Consider the following 15,554-nt stretch of genomic DNA (forward strand, 5'->3'; position numbering starts at 1 on the left):
GCGTGCGGCCCACGGCACAGGACCACCCCCGCACGGGACGTACGGGAGTGGTCCTGCAACGCTGCACACATGTGCGACGGGGCCGCGGGCCGGACGGGACGTCGCCGACCCGTCGACGGCACGGCCTACACGATCGGCGACACCGCCACACAGCCCCCGGCGGCGGCCAGGCCCGCGCCCGACTGCTCGGCGATCGTCTTGCCCTTGTAGGTGATCTTGCAGGTGACCTGCGCGTCCGCGCCCGCGTCGAGGGCGATGGGCATAACGGACGGAGGAACGATCCCTCTGAGGGTCACGGTCTTCTTCCACGGCAGCGCGGGCTTGTCCACGGTCTCCATCGCGGGCTTGGAGGCGGTACCGCCGGCGGCCGTGAACTCGATGGAGTCGACGCTCTTGCCGGTGACCTCGTAAGTGACCTCGTACGTCTCGTTCACGGCCTTGTCGACCTGGTCGACGGCCTCGTCCTTCGCCGCCTCCTTGACATCGGAGCAGCCGCTGAGGCCGAAGACCAGCCCGGCCGCGGCCAGGGTCGCGACGGTGACGGAACGGATGGAACGGATGGAACGGCGCATGAGCTACCCCCCGGAATTCGTGACACTGGAATGCGCACACAACCGCACGGCACAGGCGGAAGTCAAACCGGGCCGATGACCCACCGCTCCAGCTCAGTACCAGGTCAGACGGGTGATTCCCGGTCCATGCCCCGGGGAGGCCACCCCCGCCGCGGTGCTGAGCCGGTCCGGGCACCCGGCCGGCGCCCCCCAACCGGGCCGCGGCGGGGCACATGGTTCATGGATCGTCGCACAGCCGCCGGGCCTCGCCGGGGTCCCGCCTCAGCTCCGCGCCGGCGCCGAGACCGGGCGCCCGGCCATCCGGTACGTTGCTCAGCCCGGTGACCGCCACCCAACTGACGCAGAGTCAATCATCAGCCGTGAAGGGGTTGTTGTCGGAACCCCCGGCCGAAGGGGTACAACCACCGTCGCGGGGACGCGAGGCTGCGCGGAACCGCCGCGCCCCGGACGGCCGCTGTCCTCACCCGCGTTCAGTCGCCGTCCGGTGCGCCGCCGGGATCGGGCGCCGGGCCGTCCAGAGCACTCAGAATCGCGATGATCTCGTCCGCCGAGGCACCGGACGGCAGTGTGACCACCGTGTCGCCGCGGCGGACGGTGATCGCCGGGGAGGACGGCGGCCGGGTGGCGAACCAGCGGCGGACGCTGTCCGCGAAGGCCGGGAGGGCGAGGACGCCGGAGAGGACGATGCCCAGGACCGTCAGGGAGTCGCCGAGGGTCTCCGTATCACGTGGGGACGCCTCGCTCGTCCAGTGGGTGGAGAGCAGACCGGTCAGCCCCGGGTCGCGCGAGAGCCAGCGCCGCAGCGCGGCCGGTGTTCCCGGTGGGGCGTCGACACGGATCTCGAACCGCTCATCCATGGCTGTCCCTTCCCGCCCGGGGCGGGTTCGCGGTGCCCCGGTGGACCGCGTCCGGGGTGGTCGGCCGGGGTGGCACCGGGGACGGCCCGGCTCCCCGGTGCCAGGGGTTGTCCATCAGCGGAATGCGGTCGCCCGCGTTCCGCGACTGGCGGTGGGGCAGGGGCCGTCCGTACCGACGGCAGATGCTCTTGGCCGCCTGGTAGAGGCTCTCCGCGTCCAGGACCGGCGGCCCGAAGGGAATTCCATGGATGAGTACGGACAGCAGCGCGCCGGTGAACGCGGTGTGCGGGTCCTCGGCCGGGGCGTGGGAGAGTTCCGTGGCCGCCGAGGAGGTCATCACAAAGCCGCCTTCCACGCCGGCCGGCACGCCGGGAGGCCCGGCGAGGACGTCCAGGGCGGCTCCGCTGAAGCAGCAGTCGAGCACCACCAGCCGGCGGGGCGCGGCGCACGCGGCGATGAGTTCGCGCAGTTGGGCGAAGGGCAGATGGCTGTGGGGCGTATGGGGACGGGAGTCCGGAACCGAGAGCAGCAGGGTGCCGTCCACCGGGTGCGGCGCGCCGTGGCCCGCGTAGTAGACGATGAGCGTCCCGTTGTGCAGTGAGGCGCGGTCGGCGGTGTGCTGGAGTGCGTCGAGGACGGCACGCGGGTCGCCCGGGTTGCGCAGGACCGTGCAGTGACCGGCGGGCATCCCGGCGGCGAGCAGCCGTTCCCGTAACCCGGTGAGGTTGCGGGCGATCGCCGGGACGTCCGGCAGCAGATCGTAGGTGTCGACGCCCACCAGCAGGGCGGTGCCGTCGGCGAGTCCGGCGGAGACGGTCGTACCGCCGTCCTCTGACGGGGCGTCCGATGGTCCGGGGCCGGTCGTACGAGGAGCCGCCCGGCCGGCGTCGGGCGAAGGGACCGGTGCGGGGGCGTCCGCCCGGGCGCGGCCGGGGAAGGGACGGGGGCCGCTCTCGCGCCGCCGCGGGTCGACGGCGCCCAGGAGGACCCGGCGGGCCTCGCTCTCGTCGAGCCCGGCGAGCGAGGGGGCGACCAGCGCGCCGAGCACGGGCGGCCGTTCGGCGTCGTCGATCCTCAGGGGGATCAGCCGTTTCTGCGCGGCCAGGACCGACGTCCAGTGCAGGGTGGTGTCCCACAGGGGTTCGTAGTACGAGGCGGAGAGGACGGCGACGCCCTCGCGCCGCCGGACGGCGCCGACGATGTTCAGGAGGGTGTTGCTCCCGGCCTCCCAGTCGCGGTCCAGCTCGGCGTCATGTCCCGAGGCCCGTAACTCCGCCACGATCCAGTCGGCCCAGACGGCGTCCCGGGGGTGATGACTGACGAAGAACTCACGCCGCACATCCCCCTCCCTGGGCAGACGCGAAACCGGACCCGCGATTACCTCAGCATGCCCAGGAGACAGGTTTCCAGAACCAGCTGGCGCATGGTCCAGGTGACCGGCAGCTCCATCTCCCCCTCGGCCGCGGCGTCGAGGCGCTCCTGGAGCTCCATCAGCCAGGAGGTGCCGAAGGTCGCCGCGACATAGGGGTCCTCGCGCCAGACCCGCAGATTGAGGCCGAACATCCGGCCGACGCTGCGGGAGGGGGGCCGCACCGCCACCAGGCTCTCGTCCCTGCGGACGGTGCCGTCGGGGTCGGGCATACGGGCGAGGGTGCTGCCGATCTCCAGCCGCTGGCCGTTGTGCCTCAGCATGCCGTCGACGACACGCTGGTAGTCCAGGGCCACGGGGTGCTCGGTGGCGATCCGGTCAACCTCGTCGAGCAACAGCCGCCCTCCGGGGGCCAGTTGGGCGCACCAGTTGCGCACCACGTCGACGGGGTCGGTCAGATGCGACAGCAGCAGCCGGGCGTAGATCAGGTCCGGGCTCTGCGCCAGCGGCAGCCGCGGCTCGGTGACGTCGTGCTGCTCGAAGCCGATCCGGGCGGCTGAGTCGGCCTCCGCGAGGGAGAGAAAGGCGGGTGAGCGGTCGAGACCGACGACCTGCTCGGCCGTGACGGTGCCGGCGATCAGCCGCGTGGAGTGGCCGGGGCCGCAGCCGAGATCCACCGCGAGTCGCACGGTCCGTGGCGCGGACCGGCGCAGAAACGCGGCGCTGCTGGGAGCGAAGACGTCCGCGACGGTGGAGAGCCGCCGGGCCGCGATGTCGGAATCGCCGAAAGTGTAGGCGGCGGGCTGGTCGTCCTTGTCACGATGGGCCATGCCGAAGGTGCCCCCGTATCGTCACAGGCCGTGTCGGTCACGACTCGGCGTCCATGGCCCCCCACGGTAATGGTTCCGCGCTCCGCGGGCAGCGTCCTCGGAGGGCATGGCCGGATGTTCCATTTTTCCGGCCCGGTGCGTTCGACGCGTACGGGGCAGGGCGCTGAGGGAGAAGGGGTCCCGGAGTGGAGCAAGTCCCGGAACGGCTGGATTTCTACATCAGTTATCACCCCGCCGACCAGGCGTGGGCGGAGTGGGCGGCGTGGCAGCTCGAACAGAACGGCTATCGCACGATGGTCCAGGACTGGGACCTGAGGCCCGGCGACAATCTCGTCGAACGCAAGAACGACGCGCTCCAGCGCTGTCATCACGCGCTCGCCGTGGTGACCGTCGCCTATCTGGCGAGTCCGGTCAGCCGGGACGAGTGGACGGCGGCCTTCCTCGACGACTCGGGGGCCGCCGAACGGCTGATCTGTCTTCGGGTGGAGGACTGCGAACTGCCGCTCGTGCTGCGCGCACGCAAGCACATCGATCTCGCCGACTGCGACGAGGGGCAGGCCGTCACGGCCCTGCTGCGCGGGGTGGCCGAGCGCAGCGCCCGCCCCGAACGGGCGCCCGCCTTCCCCCGGGCCGTCCACCGGGCACCCGAGGGGCCGCGCTTCCCGGCGGAACCGCCGAGGATCTTCCGGGTGCCCCCGCGCAACCCCAACTTCACGGGCAGGCTCGGGACCCTGCGCCGTATCGCGGCCCAGCTCGACGACTCGGCCACGGTGGTGCAGGCCGCCCTCCACGGTCTCGGCGGCATCGGCAAGACCCAGATCGCCATCGAGTACGCCCACCGCCACGCCACGTCCTACGACCTCGTGTGGTGGGTGGCCGCCGAGCAGCCCGCGGTGCTGGCGGCGGACCTCGCCGCTCTCGCCGGGGAACTCGGTATCGGTGTCGCCGGGGGCCGGCGCAGCCAGGTCGAGGCGCTGTTCGCCGCACTGGCCCGGCTCGGGCGCTGGCTGATCGTGTTCGACAACGCCGAGGAGCCGGAGGCGCTCTATCCCCTGCCGCAGGGCGGGCATGTGCTCGTGACCTCCAGGAATCCCAACTGGGGCGGGGTCGCCGCGCCCGTGCCCCTGGATGTGCTGACCCGTCAGGAGGCCATGATCTTCCTCGCGAAGCGCATCGCAGACAGCAGCGACGAGGACCGGGGGAATCTGGCCACCCGGCTGGGCTTCCTGCCGCTGGCCCTGGAACAGGCCGCGGCCTTCGTGGAGGCCACGCAGATCACGGTCGCCGAGTATCTGGACCTGCTGGCGTCGAGCGCGGCGGACGCCTTTCCCACCAGGCCGCCGCTGGGCTACAGCCAGACGGTCGCCAACACCTGGATGCTGTCGCTGGACCGTATCCACGAGAAGTCCCCGGACGCGTACGGGCTGCTGCTGTTCTGCTCGGTGCTGGCGCCCGACGGGGTTCCCCGCCGTATTCTGCGGGAGAGCGCGCCGTCTCTGCCCGCGCCCCTGTCCGCGACGGTGTCCTCACCACCGCGCTACTACGCCGCCGTTCAGGCGCTGCGCCGCTTCTCCATGGTGAACGCCACGCCCGAGTCGCTCTCGATGCACCGGCTCGTCCAGTGGATCGTGCGCCGGCGCGCGGAGGGTACGGACCGCCCGCCCGCGGCCGTCGCCGCTGACGCGGTCGCCTGGCTGCTCCAGGTCTTCCCCGCCGACAGCGGCGAGCCCCGGAGCATGACGGTGTGCGAGCGCCTGCTCCCGCATGTGCTGGCGGTGCGGCACCTCGCCGCGCCGCAGGGGGCGGCGGGCCGGGACCTGGCGGCCCTTCTCGACCGGGCCGCCGTCTTCCTGCACGCCCGGGCCGCCCTGGAGACCGCCGAGGACCTGTTCGAGGCCGCGTACCGCATCCGGCGCTCCCCCGACCTGCGCGGAGAGCCCGGCGGTGAGGAGAACCTGCTGCGGACCCGCATCGGTTACGCACGGCTGCTCCAGGACCTGGGCAGAACGGCACAGGCACGGCTCACCTTCGAGGAGGTGGAGGGCACGCTGCGGGCCGACGACTCCTCCGCCCCCTCACCGCTCCTGGTCACCGCGCTCATCGACATGGGCCGCCTCTTACAGGAGGAGGGTGATCTGCGCGGTGCGAAGGAACGCCTCACGGAGGCGCTGTCCCACGCCCACGCCACCGATGTCCCGGTCGAGGTCCTGGCGAAGGCCCATGGCATCCTCGGCCGCGTCGAACAGGACCAGGGCAATATCGGCCGGGCCCGCGACCGCTTCCGCCGTGCGCTCGTCCTCAGCACCGAGGCGTTCGGCGAGGGGGACAGCCGGGTCGCCCTGCGCCGCAACAGCCTCGCCGGGGCGCTCCATCTCGGCGGCGAGACGGCACGGGCCCGGGAGGAGCTGGAGAGCGCGCTCGCGACCCTGGAGTCCGTCTACGGCGAGGACCACGACCGGACCGTGGCGGTGCGGATCAATCTGGGCGCCGCCCTGCACGTCCGGGGCGACCACGGCGCCGCGCGCAGGCAGTACGAGCAGGCGGACCGTATCTGTGCCCGGCTGGGGCTCGCCGGGGACCCGAGGGTCGCCATGATCCGTACGGGGCTGGGCAATCTCCTGCACGACGACGGCGACCTCCCCCGCGCGCTCGTCCAGCACCGCGGAGCCCTGGCGGCGGGGCGTGACCTCTACGACGACTCCCATCCGCGGATGGTGGTGATCGCTTCCAACGCCGGTGCCTGCCTGGAACGGGTCGGCGACCTCGGTGAGTCGGCGGCCCTTCTGGAAACGGCCCTGCGGAGCGCCACGCGGCTCTACGGCGCCGATCACCCCCGGGTGGCCGCGATCCGCAATGCCCGGGGTGTTCTCCTCGGGCGCGGTGACGACCCGGGCGCCGCCCGCGCGGAGTTGCTGCGGGCGCGGGAGACCACCGTACGGGTGTACGGCTCCGGGCACAGCCGGGCCGCCGTGATCGAGAACAACCTCGGCGTCCTGGCGTCCGCCGCCGGCCCGGGGGACCATGCCGGTGAGCACTTCGCGCGCGCTCTGGGGATCGCCGTGGCCGCCTACGGCCCGGATCACCCCCGCACGGCGGTGATCCGGGCGAACGGCACCGGGCGGAGGGAACCGGAGTCCATGGAACCGTCCGGCGCCCCGGTGCCGTTGTACATTCCGCTCCACATCCACCAGCAGGCCACCACCATCGACCGCTGAACGGGCCGCACGCGCACCCCGGGCGAGGCCGGGGAGCGGGAGGGCCCGCGGACGACGGCACGGGGGTCGCCCACGGTCGGCTCCGCCCGCCGTGAGGTGTCCGGCTCCGGCGGTTTACGGCTGGTACTGGCCCCTCCCGGGGCGTCCGGGAGTCAACCGCGTGATCCCTCTCACGTTCCCCGGGGGCCCGCCACCCCGTCAGGGGAGCCCTGTGTCCGGTGAGTCCCGGGGTGAGGGACCGGTTCCGGATCCGCTTCCCGGGCCCCCGGTGGCCGTCGCCAACCGTCGCCGCGTGCGCCGCGCGACGGGCCCGCCGTGCGGAACGGCCCGGTCGGCGAGGGTTCCGGAGAGCCGCCGATCCCCCGGACGCCCGTCCGCCCACCCCGCCGCCGGGTGGAGAGCCGGCCCTTCACACACGCCGCGCAGAACCACGGACGGGCGTCACAACACCCCTGCCCGCACCGTCGGGCAACGCCCGAATCACCCCGCCCCCACATGAGAGATCGGGCCGAAACTGCCGGAACGCACCCCGCGGGTGGTGCGCGCAGGGCAGGGTTCTCCCACGGGTGCGCGGAACACACACGGAGTACTCACCCCCACAGCTCTCCCGTGTCCGCAGGGAGCCCCTGGTTCCCGTGCGCCCGCCCGTACCGAACCACCTGACCCCCACCAGGAGGCCCGATGTCCCCCCACGTACGTCTGCCGCAGCCGCTGCGCCGTTCCATCACCCTCGGCGTACCGGTCGCCTGTGTCGTGGCCATGGCAGTAGCCGCGACCGCCACGGGCACCACCACCCCCGGGAAGTCGGCGCAGCCGCGGGTGGTGAGTTCCGCCGTGCTCGACGAGATTCCCCTCGCCGAGTTCAGCAACTCCCTGATCCCGGGGTCGGTCGACAACGACCGGGGTGTTCATCTGGGCGCCGGCAGCGATATGTACCCGACCGGCAAACCGAACGAGTTCTGGGCCCTGACCGACCGGGGCCCCAACGGCCTGATCACCGTCGGCGGAGTCAAGCGCCGCACCTTCGCCGTACCGGAGTTCAACCCGGCGATCGTCCGGGTCCGGGTCACCGGCCAGCGGGTGCGGGTGCTCCGGGCGATCCCCGTCACCACGGCGTCCGGGAAACCCGTCACCGGTCTGCCGAACCAGCGGTCGCGGGACGAGGCCCCGTTCAACTACAACGCGAGTGTGCCGCTCGCCTTCGATCCGAACGGTCTCGACACCGAGGGCATGGTCAGGGCCGAGGACGGCACGTTCTGGCTCGTCGACGAGTACGGGCCCTCGCTGGTGCACGTCTCCGCCCGCGGCCGGGTGCTGGCGCGCTATGTGCCCGAGGGCCTGAATCTGCGGGGCGCGGACTACCCGGTCGTCGAGGCCCTGCCGTCGATCCTGCTCCAGCGCAAGCAGAACCGCGGTCTGGAGGCGCTGACCCTGCTGCCCGGCGGGGATCTGGTGATGGCGTTGCAGAGTCCGCTGCTGGTGCCGGACGCGGCGGCGGGCGAGGCGTCGCGCAATGTGCGGCTGCTGCGGTTCTCGCCCGAGGACGCGGAGGTGACGGCGGAGTACTCGTACCGGTTCGACCCGGTGGACGTCGTCGATCCCGCCCAGACCGATCCCTCGGAGCTGAAGCTCTCCGCGCTCGTCGCGGTCGGCGAGAACACGGTCCTGGTGCAGGAGCGCACCGACAGGACGTCACGGCTGCACCGGGTGAGGCTGCCCGAGGGCGAGGGCATCCTCGGGAGCCGCTGGGACGATCCGCGGACCTCGCCGAGTCTGGAGCAGATCGAGGACCTTCCGGGGGCGGGCGTACCGGTGCTGGCCAAGCAGTTGGTCGTCGATCTCGGCAAGGTCCCGGGGGTGCCGGGGAAGATCGAGGGTGTGGCGGTCGTCGGCCGCGACACCCTGGCGCTGATCAACGACAACGACTTCGGGATGACGGACGGTCCCGGAGCCTTCGACGACCGGGGCCGGCTGGTGGACAGCGGTCTCAACACCGGCATCACCCATGTGAAGCTGCCTCGTCCCCTGCGCCGCTGACGTCCGGCGGCGGTGGTCCGGCCGCCCGGGCTGCGGCGGGATCGGTACGGCTCCATCCGGCCGGGTTACGGCGATCGGTACGGCTCCGTCCGGGACGGCGCCCCGTGAGACCGGGTCCTCGTGACGGCGCGGGCTCAGCGTGGTGAGGTGCCCCGGGCGCGCCTCCGCACCCACGGATGTGCCACCGGCCGGGGAGCCGGTGGCACATCGGGCGGAGCCGCCGGTGTCCGGGACGGGCGGTCCGGACAGCGGGCGGCGCCCGGTCATGACGGGCCGTCAGTGGGTGGCGGCCCGCCGCCGGATCACCTCCAGTTCTGGTCCTCCGCACCGGCCGAGCACCGACGGGCGATCAGCGGCCTGTGCCCGCCGGGATCGGTGATGCACGCGCCGGTCGACTGGTTCTTGAATCCGATGCCGCCGCCGGGCATGTCCACGATGGTCCACCGCTGGTAGCTCAGCCCGTTGCAGCGCCAGGTGCGCAAGCCCTCGCGGCTGTCGTCCAGGCAGCGGGAGGTGTCCACGTTGACGATCTGGCGCGTGCCGTCCCCGTGCCGGGTGGGGACCCACTTCTGGTGATTGTTGTTGAGGCAGTGGTAGCCACGCAGCCCCCCGCCGTCGCTGTCGTCCATGCACAGGCCCGTGTGCAGATTGCGGTAGGTCTCCTCCCCCTCGGCGCGCTGCGTCGCGGCGGCCGGGGCGGACGCCCCCGCCGTCGCGGTGACACCGGGGGTGATGGCGCCGAGGGCGGCGAGCGCCAGTGCCGGAACCAGTGTGCGGGCGGCGATTCGCCGGGTGCGGGACGTGTTCATGTCGACCTCCAGGCCGGTTCGGTGACGCGGTGCTGCGTCTGTCCCGATGTTCGGCGTGCCGACCGGGCCGGGAACAGCGTTTCCCTGTCGCCTGGTTGAAGGGGAAACAGGGCAACAGCGCCAAGGCACCGCGCCGGCGGCGAGCCCCGGGGGCCGGTTCCCGAGGCGGGATTCCCGGGGGCCGATACGGGAGACGGAGTTCCCGGGGCCGGATCGCGGGCACGCCCGGAGCGGGCTACCGGTCCCCCGCCCGGCGTGAGCCGCGGTCGCCGCCCGGTACCGCGCGCGGGCCGGTTATCGGCCCCGGCCGGGGTCAGCCCCCGGCTCTGGCCGGTGCCGAGGTGTCCACGGCCAGGGAGACAGCCAGCCCGCCGAGCACCGTCCCCATCAGATAGCGCTGGACCTGGAGCCAGGACGGCCGGCGGGCGAGGAAGACCGCGATGGTTCCGGCCGCGACCACGATGACCGCGTTGACGGCGACACTCACGGCAATCTGGACGAAGCCCAGCACCAGGCCCTGGAGCAGAACACGACCCGCGTCGAGGTCGATGAACTGCGGGACGAGCGAGAGATACATGATGGCGATCTTGGGGTTGAGCAGATTGGTCATCAGCCCCATGGTGAACAGTCTGCGCGGAGAGTCGTACGGGACGTCCCGGGGCGCGAAGACGGAGAGACCGCCGGGCCGCAGCGCGTTCCACGCGAGGTACGCGAGATAGGCGGCACCGGCCAGCTTGACGACCACGAAGAGCTGGGGAACCGCGAGGAAGACCACCGACAGACCGAGGTTGGTGGCCAGCAGATAGACCATGAACCCGAGGGCGACACCGCCGAGCGAGATGAATCCCGCGCGCCGGCCCTGGGTGATGCTGCGGGACACCAGATAGATCATGTTCGGCCCGGGGGTGAGCACCATGCCGAGGGCGATCGCCGTGACGCCGAGTACCGCGCTCCACTGGGTCATGTCCGTTCCTCCGTGGCTCCCGGCGTGCCGGGCCGGGTGTTTCCCGGACCGGTGTCCGCCCCGCGCCCGCCGGAGCGGGACACCTCCCCGAGGTCGTGGACGATGTCATGGAGGAAGTGGCCGGTGAAGAAGCCGACGGTGAGCCCGGGGTCGTTGAATCTGGGGTCACCGCGCTCCCAGTCCCCGTCGCTCAGCGACTCGAAGCGGCGGGCCAGGGACTCGGCGGCGCGGCCGAGTTCCCCGGCGACCCGCCAGGGGTCCTCGTCACGGTAGAGCCCGGGAATCTCCGGGGAGCCGCCCGGCTCACCCGGGTGCGGCGCCGGAGCGGCGGTGCCGAGGGTAGTGTCCAGCCGCTGGTGGAACAGGATGCACATATCCCGGACGTGGCAACCGTGTTCCAGGAGCGACCAGGCGAGCGGGCCGACGCGGCGCCGGGTGACCGAGGGGTCGGCCAGAACCCGCCGCCACCGCCCGGCGTACTCCCGGAGCACGTCTGCCGCCTGGTCCCGCCCGGACGGCAGGGAAGAGAAATTGCACCGAGTGCATTGCACGGGATGGAGGCGGGCCGACCGGCCCACGGGAGCCCGTGAGGTCGCGCTCATCACTCAACGGCCCCTTCCTCGCCCTCGCTCCTACAGATGAGATACCGCCCATTTGACCATCTTCGGGCGTCGCATCTCCGGACATCACCCCGACCCCAGGGACCGGAATCAAGGCGTCATGAGAGTAATCCATCCTCCGAACTCGGCGCAATATCAGACATTGCACTCGGTGCAATGATGTGATGGGATGGGCCCGCTACGGGAGGAGCGGGGTATGAGGGACTATCGGAGCGTCGCCGACGCGGTGGCCGCCGACATCCGGACGGGGCGGCTGAGACCGGGTGACCGGCTGCCGCCGCAGCGGGAGTTCGCCCGGCAGCGCAATATCGCCAACTCCACCGCCACCCGCGTCTACCGCGAACTGGCCCTGCGGGGGCTCACGGTCGGGGAGGTGGGCCGCGGGACCTTTGTACGGGCCGCGCCGCCCCCGGCAGGCCCCGCCCTCAGCGAACCGGGGGACTCCCGGGTCGACCTGGAGCTCACCTACCCGGTGGTGCCCGAACAGTCCGGGATGCTGGCCAACGGGCTCACCGGTCTGCTGCGCCCCGACACCCTGGCGTCCGTACTGCGGCCGGTCGGGGCCGCCGGCACCGCCGCGGCGCGCGACGCGGCGGCCGATGTCCTCGCGCGGGGCGGATGGCGACCCGACCCCGAGCGGGTGCTGTTCGCCGGGAACGGGCGGCAGGCGGTCTCCGCCGTCATCGCCGCGCTGGTACCGCCCGGCGCCCGGCTCGGCGTCGAAGAGGTGACCTACCCGGTCGTCAAGGCCATCGCCGCCCGGCTCGGCGTCACCCTGGTGCCACTGGCCGTGGACGACTCCGGACTGGTCCCCGATGCCATCGGGAAGGCCCACCGCAAGGGACCACTGCACGCCGTCTACCTTCAGCCGACGCTGCACAATCCGCTGTCACTCACCATGCCCGAGGAGCGCGTGGGCCGGCTCGCCGGGATGCTGGAGGCGTTGGGCATCCCCGCGATCGAGGACAGCATATGGGGGTTCCTCCGCGACGACGTGCCGCCCCTCGCCTCGGCCGCACCCGAGCGGACGATCCTCGTGGACAGCCTGTCCAAGCGGATCTCCCCCGGTCTGACCCTCGGGTTCGCGGTGGTGCCCGGCGCCGTTCTCGGGGGCATCGCCGCCTCGCTGCGCTCGTCCGGCCTCACCCCGATGCGGTTCGCGCTGGAGGCGGCGTGCCGCTGGCAGGCGGACGGCACGGTGAGGGCTCTGGTACGGGCCAAGCAGCGGGACGCCGCCGTACGCCAGGAGATCGCCGGAAGGCAGCTCTCCGGCTTCGCGGTACGCAGCGATCCGCACTCGTACTACTGCTGGTGGGAGCTGCCCCGCCCCTGGCGCGCGGACACCTTCGTCGCCGCGGCGGCGCGCCACGGCATCGCGGTGACCCCGGCTGCGGCGTTCGGCGTCGGCCGCTCCATCGCCCCCAACGCGATCCGGCTCGGCCTCGCGTCACCGCGGACCGAGGTGCTGGCGCAGGCGCTGTCGACGCTCGCCGGACTCGCCCGGTCCGCGCCGGACGATCTGGTCACCGACTGAGACCGCGCGCCCGGGACGGCCCCGGGCGCGCGACCGCCCGAACGGGGCGGGAACCGCCGCCCGTTCCCGCCCCCTCCCGGGAGTCGGCGGCGTTGGAGTTGTCCGTCACGGAAAGTACCGAACACTACGCACGGTAGTGGATTTGTGGATCTTGGTTTGGTTCTCTCGCAGCCATGTCACCACACGCAAGGCTCCGCGCCTGTGCCGCGGCGGCCGTCGCGCTCGTCACCGCGGCCGCCCCTCTGACCCTGTCCTCCCCCGCCTCGGCCGCTCCGGCGGCCCCGGGTGTCACGGCGGGTGCCCCCGGCCCCGACCCGGCACCCCTGCGGCGTGCGGCGGCGCCCATCCCCGGGCAGTACATCATCACCGTGAAGAAGGGCACCACGCCCCAGTCGGCGATGAAGGAGTCCGTGCCCGCGGTGAAGCCTCTCTTCACCTACACCACCGCGCTGAACGGGTTCGCCGCCAAGCTCACCCCCGTGCAGCTCGCGGCGGTCCGCGCGCTGCCGGCCGTCGAGGCCGTGGAGGAGGACGCCATCGCGTCGGCGGGGCCCGTCACCCCGAGCGCTGCCCGCGCCCCGGCGGCAAGCTGGGGGCTGGACCGGATCGACCAGCCCTACCTCCCGCTCGACCAGCAGTTCACCGTCAACGGCACCGGTGCGGGTGCCACGGTGTACGTGGTCGACAGCGGGATCGACTACCGGCACCCCGAGTTCGGCGGGCGGGCCGTTCCCGGCTTCGACGCCATCGGCGACGGCCGCGCCGGCGCCGACTGCAACGGCCACGGCACGCATGTCGCGGGCACGGCCGGAGGCGCGAACTTCGGCGTGGCCCGTCAGGTGAACCTGGTCAGCGTACGGGTCCTCGGCTGCGACGGCAGGGGCTCCTGGTCGGGCATCATCGCCGGCTTCGACTGGGTGGCGCGCAACGCCCGGCAGCCCGCCGTCCTCAACGCCTCCCTCGGCGGCGAACCGAATCTCGCCGTCGACAATGCCGTCACCGCCGTCGCCGACCACGGCGTCCTGCCGGTGGTCGCCGCGGGCAATGAGGGCAAGGACGCCTGTGATGTGTCGCCCGCACGCGCCCGGTGGGCCCTGACCGTCGGAGCCAGCGACGCCGCCGACAAGGAGACCGACTTCAGCAACTTCGGATCCTGCCTCTGGCTCTACGCCCCGGGCCGCGCCATCATGTCGGCGAGGCTCAACGGCGGCAGCACGGCCCTGGACGGCACCTCGATGGCCGGCCCGCATGTCGCCGGAGTCGCCGTCCTCTACAAGGCCGCGCGGCCGTCGGCTCCCCCGACCGAGATCGCCTACTGGCTCGCCGACCAGTCCACCAAGAATGTGCTCACCGTGACCAAGTCGTCCCCCAACCGTCTGCTCTACACCGGCGGAGTCTGATTCTCCCGGGACCTGGATCAGGAACAGAGCAGGACCCGGGCCGGACCAGGACCAGGAGCGCCGGGCACCGCCCTTCCGTGCCCGGCGCTCCGGTGTGTCAGCCGCCCGCCCGGGACCGCGCGCTGACCCCGGACAGACGCACCGCGCTCTCCCAGGCCCCGGTGACCGCCGCGTGCGCCTGACCGGTCGCGCTGTCGAGGTCGCCGCGCAGCTGGACCGGCCGGGCGATATGCACATGCAGGGGCGGTCGGCGCAGCGGGGCGGTCACCACTCCGGCCAGCTGCTTGACCGTGGAGCCGGAGGCGAGCCGCCGGGCTCCGGTCTGTCCCAGGGGCACGACCGGGGCACCGGTGCGCAGCGCCAGCCGTGCGATACCGCTGCGGAAGCGCTCGGGCCCGCGGTCGGCCGCGTCCCGGCGATCGGGCAGGCCGCCCTCCCCGTAGATGAGGACGATCTCCCCGTCCTCCAGTGCCGCGGCCGCGTGTTCCAGGGATTCGGCGGCGCGGCTCGTCCGGCGGTGCACGGGGATATGGCCTTCACGGGTGAGCGCCTGCCCGAGCAGGGGGAGCTTCCACAGGCCGGCCGTGGCGAGGACGACCGGGCGTACGCCGAGCCGGTGCAGTGCCGCGAGCACCAGTCCCGGGTCGGCGAGCGAGGTGTGGTTGGGGGCGAGGATGCTCCCCCGGGGGATCACGGCGCCGTCGTCCAGCGTCACCGTGATCGTGCCGAAGAGGGGGTAGAGGCGGTGGGCGGCGCTGCTGAGCATCGTGGTGTCCTGTCGGTGTCGGTGAACTGCCCCCACCCTGCCTACCGGGGGCGCCCCGGGACCTGAGTACGCCTACTCATCCGGAGTGGGTGTTCCGGGGCGGGCGGCCCGGTCAGTGGGTGTCGCCCTGCCAGTCCCACCGCCGGGGATCCGCCGCCCTGGGCCCGTACACCGCCCGTCCGCCCGGTCCGAAACTCCCGATCTCCGTGCGCAGGGCCGCGCCCTCATGCAGTTGTTCCTCCGTCCAGCCCGTGACGTCCAGCAGCAGTCCGTCCAGCGGTCCGGCCACCAGCTCCCGGTAGACATGCCCCCGGCGGGGTCCCGGGTCGGGGTCGTCGTGGTCGGCTCCGTACACCCGCCCGCGCATCAGCTCATCCATGCCCCAAGCCTCCCAGCCGCCTCTGACACCGGCCCGGACATGGAGCGGACCAACCCCCTCCGTATCCGCGCCCGGTCCCGGGGAGCGGCACCGGGCACCGCACAACGCCCTAAGGGCTGTCCCGCAATCTCCGGCGGGCGCACGACGACAGCTACGGCACCTCTCCCCCTGTGCCCTGCGGGCACGGGCGGTACCCCCAGCG

The 15,554-nt window shown here is 72.7% G+C and carries 13 protein-coding genes; 4 read left to right on the top strand and 9 right to left on the bottom strand.

The features are described 5' to 3' along the window. Positions 1-125: 125 nt before the first annotated feature. The 4 genes from ACIBCM_RS30975 to ACIBCM_RS30990 all read right to left on the bottom strand — a co-directional run bounded on the left by ACIBCM_RS30975 (position 126) and on the right by ACIBCM_RS30990 (position 3,628). Positions 126-572 carry an MmpS family transport accessory protein gene (locus ACIBCM_RS30975; protein WP_399249026.1) on the bottom strand — a complete coding sequence of 149 codons (447 nt, stop codon included), beginning with the start codon at positions 570-572 and terminating at the stop codon, positions 126-128. Between the two features lie 470 nt (positions 573-1,042). Continuing rightward, positions 1,043-1,429, bottom strand: a complete 387-nt coding sequence (locus ACIBCM_RS30980; RefSeq protein ID WP_399249028.1) for a hypothetical protein — start codon at positions 1,427-1,429, stop codon at positions 1,043-1,045. Continuing rightward, a complete protein-coding gene (locus ACIBCM_RS30985) occupies positions 1,422-2,768 on the bottom strand; it encodes a TIR domain-containing protein (RefSeq protein WP_399249030.1) in 1,347 nt (448 codons plus the stop codon). Before ACIBCM_RS30985 ends, ACIBCM_RS30980 begins: the two co-directional genes overlap by 8 nt. Positions 2,769-2,806: 38 nt before the next feature. Next, positions 2,807-3,628: a class I SAM-dependent methyltransferase gene (locus ACIBCM_RS30990; RefSeq protein WP_399249032.1), complete on the bottom strand. Its 822-nt coding sequence runs from the start codon at positions 3,626-3,628 to the stop codon at positions 2,807-2,809. A gap of 185 nt (positions 3,629-3,813) precedes the next feature. On the opposite strand from ACIBCM_RS30990, the gene fxsT reads away from it, so the two are divergent. Both fxsT and ACIBCM_RS31000 read left to right on the top strand, forming a co-directional pair. Next, on the top strand, positions 3,814-6,843 hold the full coding sequence (gene fxsT, locus ACIBCM_RS30995; RefSeq protein ID WP_399249034.1) for an FxSxx-COOH system tetratricopeptide repeat protein: 3,030 nt from the start codon (positions 3,814-3,816) through the stop codon (positions 6,841-6,843). Between the two features lie 681 nt (positions 6,844-7,524). After that, positions 7,525-8,880, top strand: a complete 1,356-nt coding sequence (locus tag ACIBCM_RS31000; RefSeq protein WP_399249036.1) for an esterase-like activity of phytase family protein — start codon at positions 7,525-7,527, stop codon at positions 8,878-8,880. A gap of 302 nt (positions 8,881-9,182) precedes the next feature. Here ACIBCM_RS31000 and ACIBCM_RS31005 read toward each other — a convergent pair whose 3' ends face one another. From ACIBCM_RS31005 to ACIBCM_RS31015, 3 genes are all read right to left on the bottom strand, one after another. Beyond that, positions 9,183-9,689 (bottom strand): RICIN domain-containing protein, encoded by a 507-nt coding sequence (locus tag ACIBCM_RS31005; RefSeq protein WP_399249038.1) that lies wholly within the window; start codon positions 9,687-9,689, stop codon positions 9,183-9,185. Between the two features lie 313 nt (positions 9,690-10,002). Further along, positions 10,003-10,653, bottom strand: a complete 651-nt coding sequence (locus ACIBCM_RS31010) for a LysE family translocator (protein WP_399249040.1) — start codon at positions 10,651-10,653, stop codon at positions 10,003-10,005. After that, positions 10,650-11,144 carry a DinB family protein gene (locus ACIBCM_RS31015; protein WP_399249042.1) on the bottom strand — a complete coding sequence of 165 codons (495 nt, stop codon included), beginning with the start codon at positions 11,142-11,144 and terminating at the stop codon, positions 10,650-10,652. The genes ACIBCM_RS31010 and ACIBCM_RS31015 overlap by 4 nt, the downstream gene beginning before the upstream one ends. A 325-nt stretch (positions 11,145-11,469) precedes the next feature. On the opposite strand from ACIBCM_RS31015, the gene ACIBCM_RS31020 reads away from it, so the two are divergent. Further along, positions 11,470-12,807 carry a PLP-dependent aminotransferase family protein gene (locus ACIBCM_RS31020; protein ID WP_399249044.1) on the top strand — a complete coding sequence of 446 codons (1,338 nt, stop codon included), beginning with the start codon at positions 11,470-11,472 and terminating at the stop codon, positions 12,805-12,807. 173 nt (positions 12,808-12,980) lie between these two features. Then, positions 12,981-14,207, top strand: coding sequence for a S8 family peptidase (locus ACIBCM_RS31025; RefSeq protein ID WP_399249046.1), 1,227 nt, complete (start codon positions 12,981-12,983; stop codon positions 14,205-14,207). A gap of 97 nt (positions 14,208-14,304) precedes the next feature. Here the strand turns inward: ACIBCM_RS31025 and ACIBCM_RS31030 are convergent, their stop codons facing one another. Together ACIBCM_RS31030 and ACIBCM_RS31035 are read right to left on the bottom strand one after the other, a co-directional pair. Continuing rightward, a complete protein-coding gene (locus ACIBCM_RS31030) occupies positions 14,305-14,973 on the bottom strand; it encodes a lysophospholipid acyltransferase family protein (protein WP_399249048.1) in 669 nt (222 codons plus the stop codon). A gap of 112 nt (positions 14,974-15,085) precedes the next feature. Further along, positions 15,086-15,352 carry a hypothetical protein gene (locus ACIBCM_RS31035; RefSeq protein ID WP_399249050.1) on the bottom strand — a complete coding sequence of 89 codons (267 nt, stop codon included), beginning with the start codon at positions 15,350-15,352 and terminating at the stop codon, positions 15,086-15,088. Between the last annotated feature and the right edge of the window lie 202 nt (positions 15,353-15,554).

This window comes from Streptomyces sp. NPDC051018, from assembly GCF_044456085.1.
Lineage (GTDB): Bacteria > Actinomycetota > Actinomycetes > Streptomycetales > Streptomycetaceae > Streptomyces.

What these genes read in the sequence shown, in the direction of transcription:
- ACIBCM_RS30975 (WP_399249026.1), bottom strand. Translation starts at nt 572, where the DNA reads ATGCGCCGTTCCATCCGTTCCATCCGTTCCGTCACCGTCGCGACCCTG.
- ACIBCM_RS30980 (WP_399249028.1), bottom strand. Translation starts at nt 1,429, where the DNA reads ATGGATGAGCGGTTCGAGATCCGTGTCGACGCCCCACCGGGAACACCG.
- ACIBCM_RS30990 (WP_399249032.1), bottom strand. Translation starts at nt 3,628, where the DNA reads ATGGCCCATCGTGACAAGGACGACCAGCCCGCCGCCTACACTTTCGGC.
- ACIBCM_RS31000 (WP_399249036.1), top strand. Translation starts at nt 7,525, where the DNA reads ATGTCCCCCCACGTACGTCTGCCGCAGCCGCTGCGCCGTTCCATCACC.
- ACIBCM_RS31005 (WP_399249038.1), bottom strand. Translation starts at nt 9,689, where the DNA reads ATGAACACGTCCCGCACCCGGCGAATCGCCGCCCGCACACTGGTTCCG.
- ACIBCM_RS31010 (WP_399249040.1), bottom strand. Translation starts at nt 10,653, where the DNA reads ATGACCCAGTGGAGCGCGGTACTCGGCGTCACGGCGATCGCCCTCGGC.
- ACIBCM_RS31020 (WP_399249044.1), top strand. Translation starts at nt 11,470, where the DNA reads ATGAGGGACTATCGGAGCGTCGCCGACGCGGTGGCCGCCGACATCCGG.
- ACIBCM_RS31025 (WP_399249046.1), top strand. Translation starts at nt 12,981, where the DNA reads ATGTCACCACACGCAAGGCTCCGCGCCTGTGCCGCGGCGGCCGTCGCG.
- ACIBCM_RS31030 (WP_399249048.1), bottom strand. Translation starts at nt 14,973, where the DNA reads ATGCTCAGCAGCGCCGCCCACCGCCTCTACCCCCTCTTCGGCACGATC.
- ACIBCM_RS31035 (WP_399249050.1), bottom strand. Translation starts at nt 15,352, where the DNA reads ATGGATGAGCTGATGCGCGGGCGGGTGTACGGAGCCGACCACGACGAC.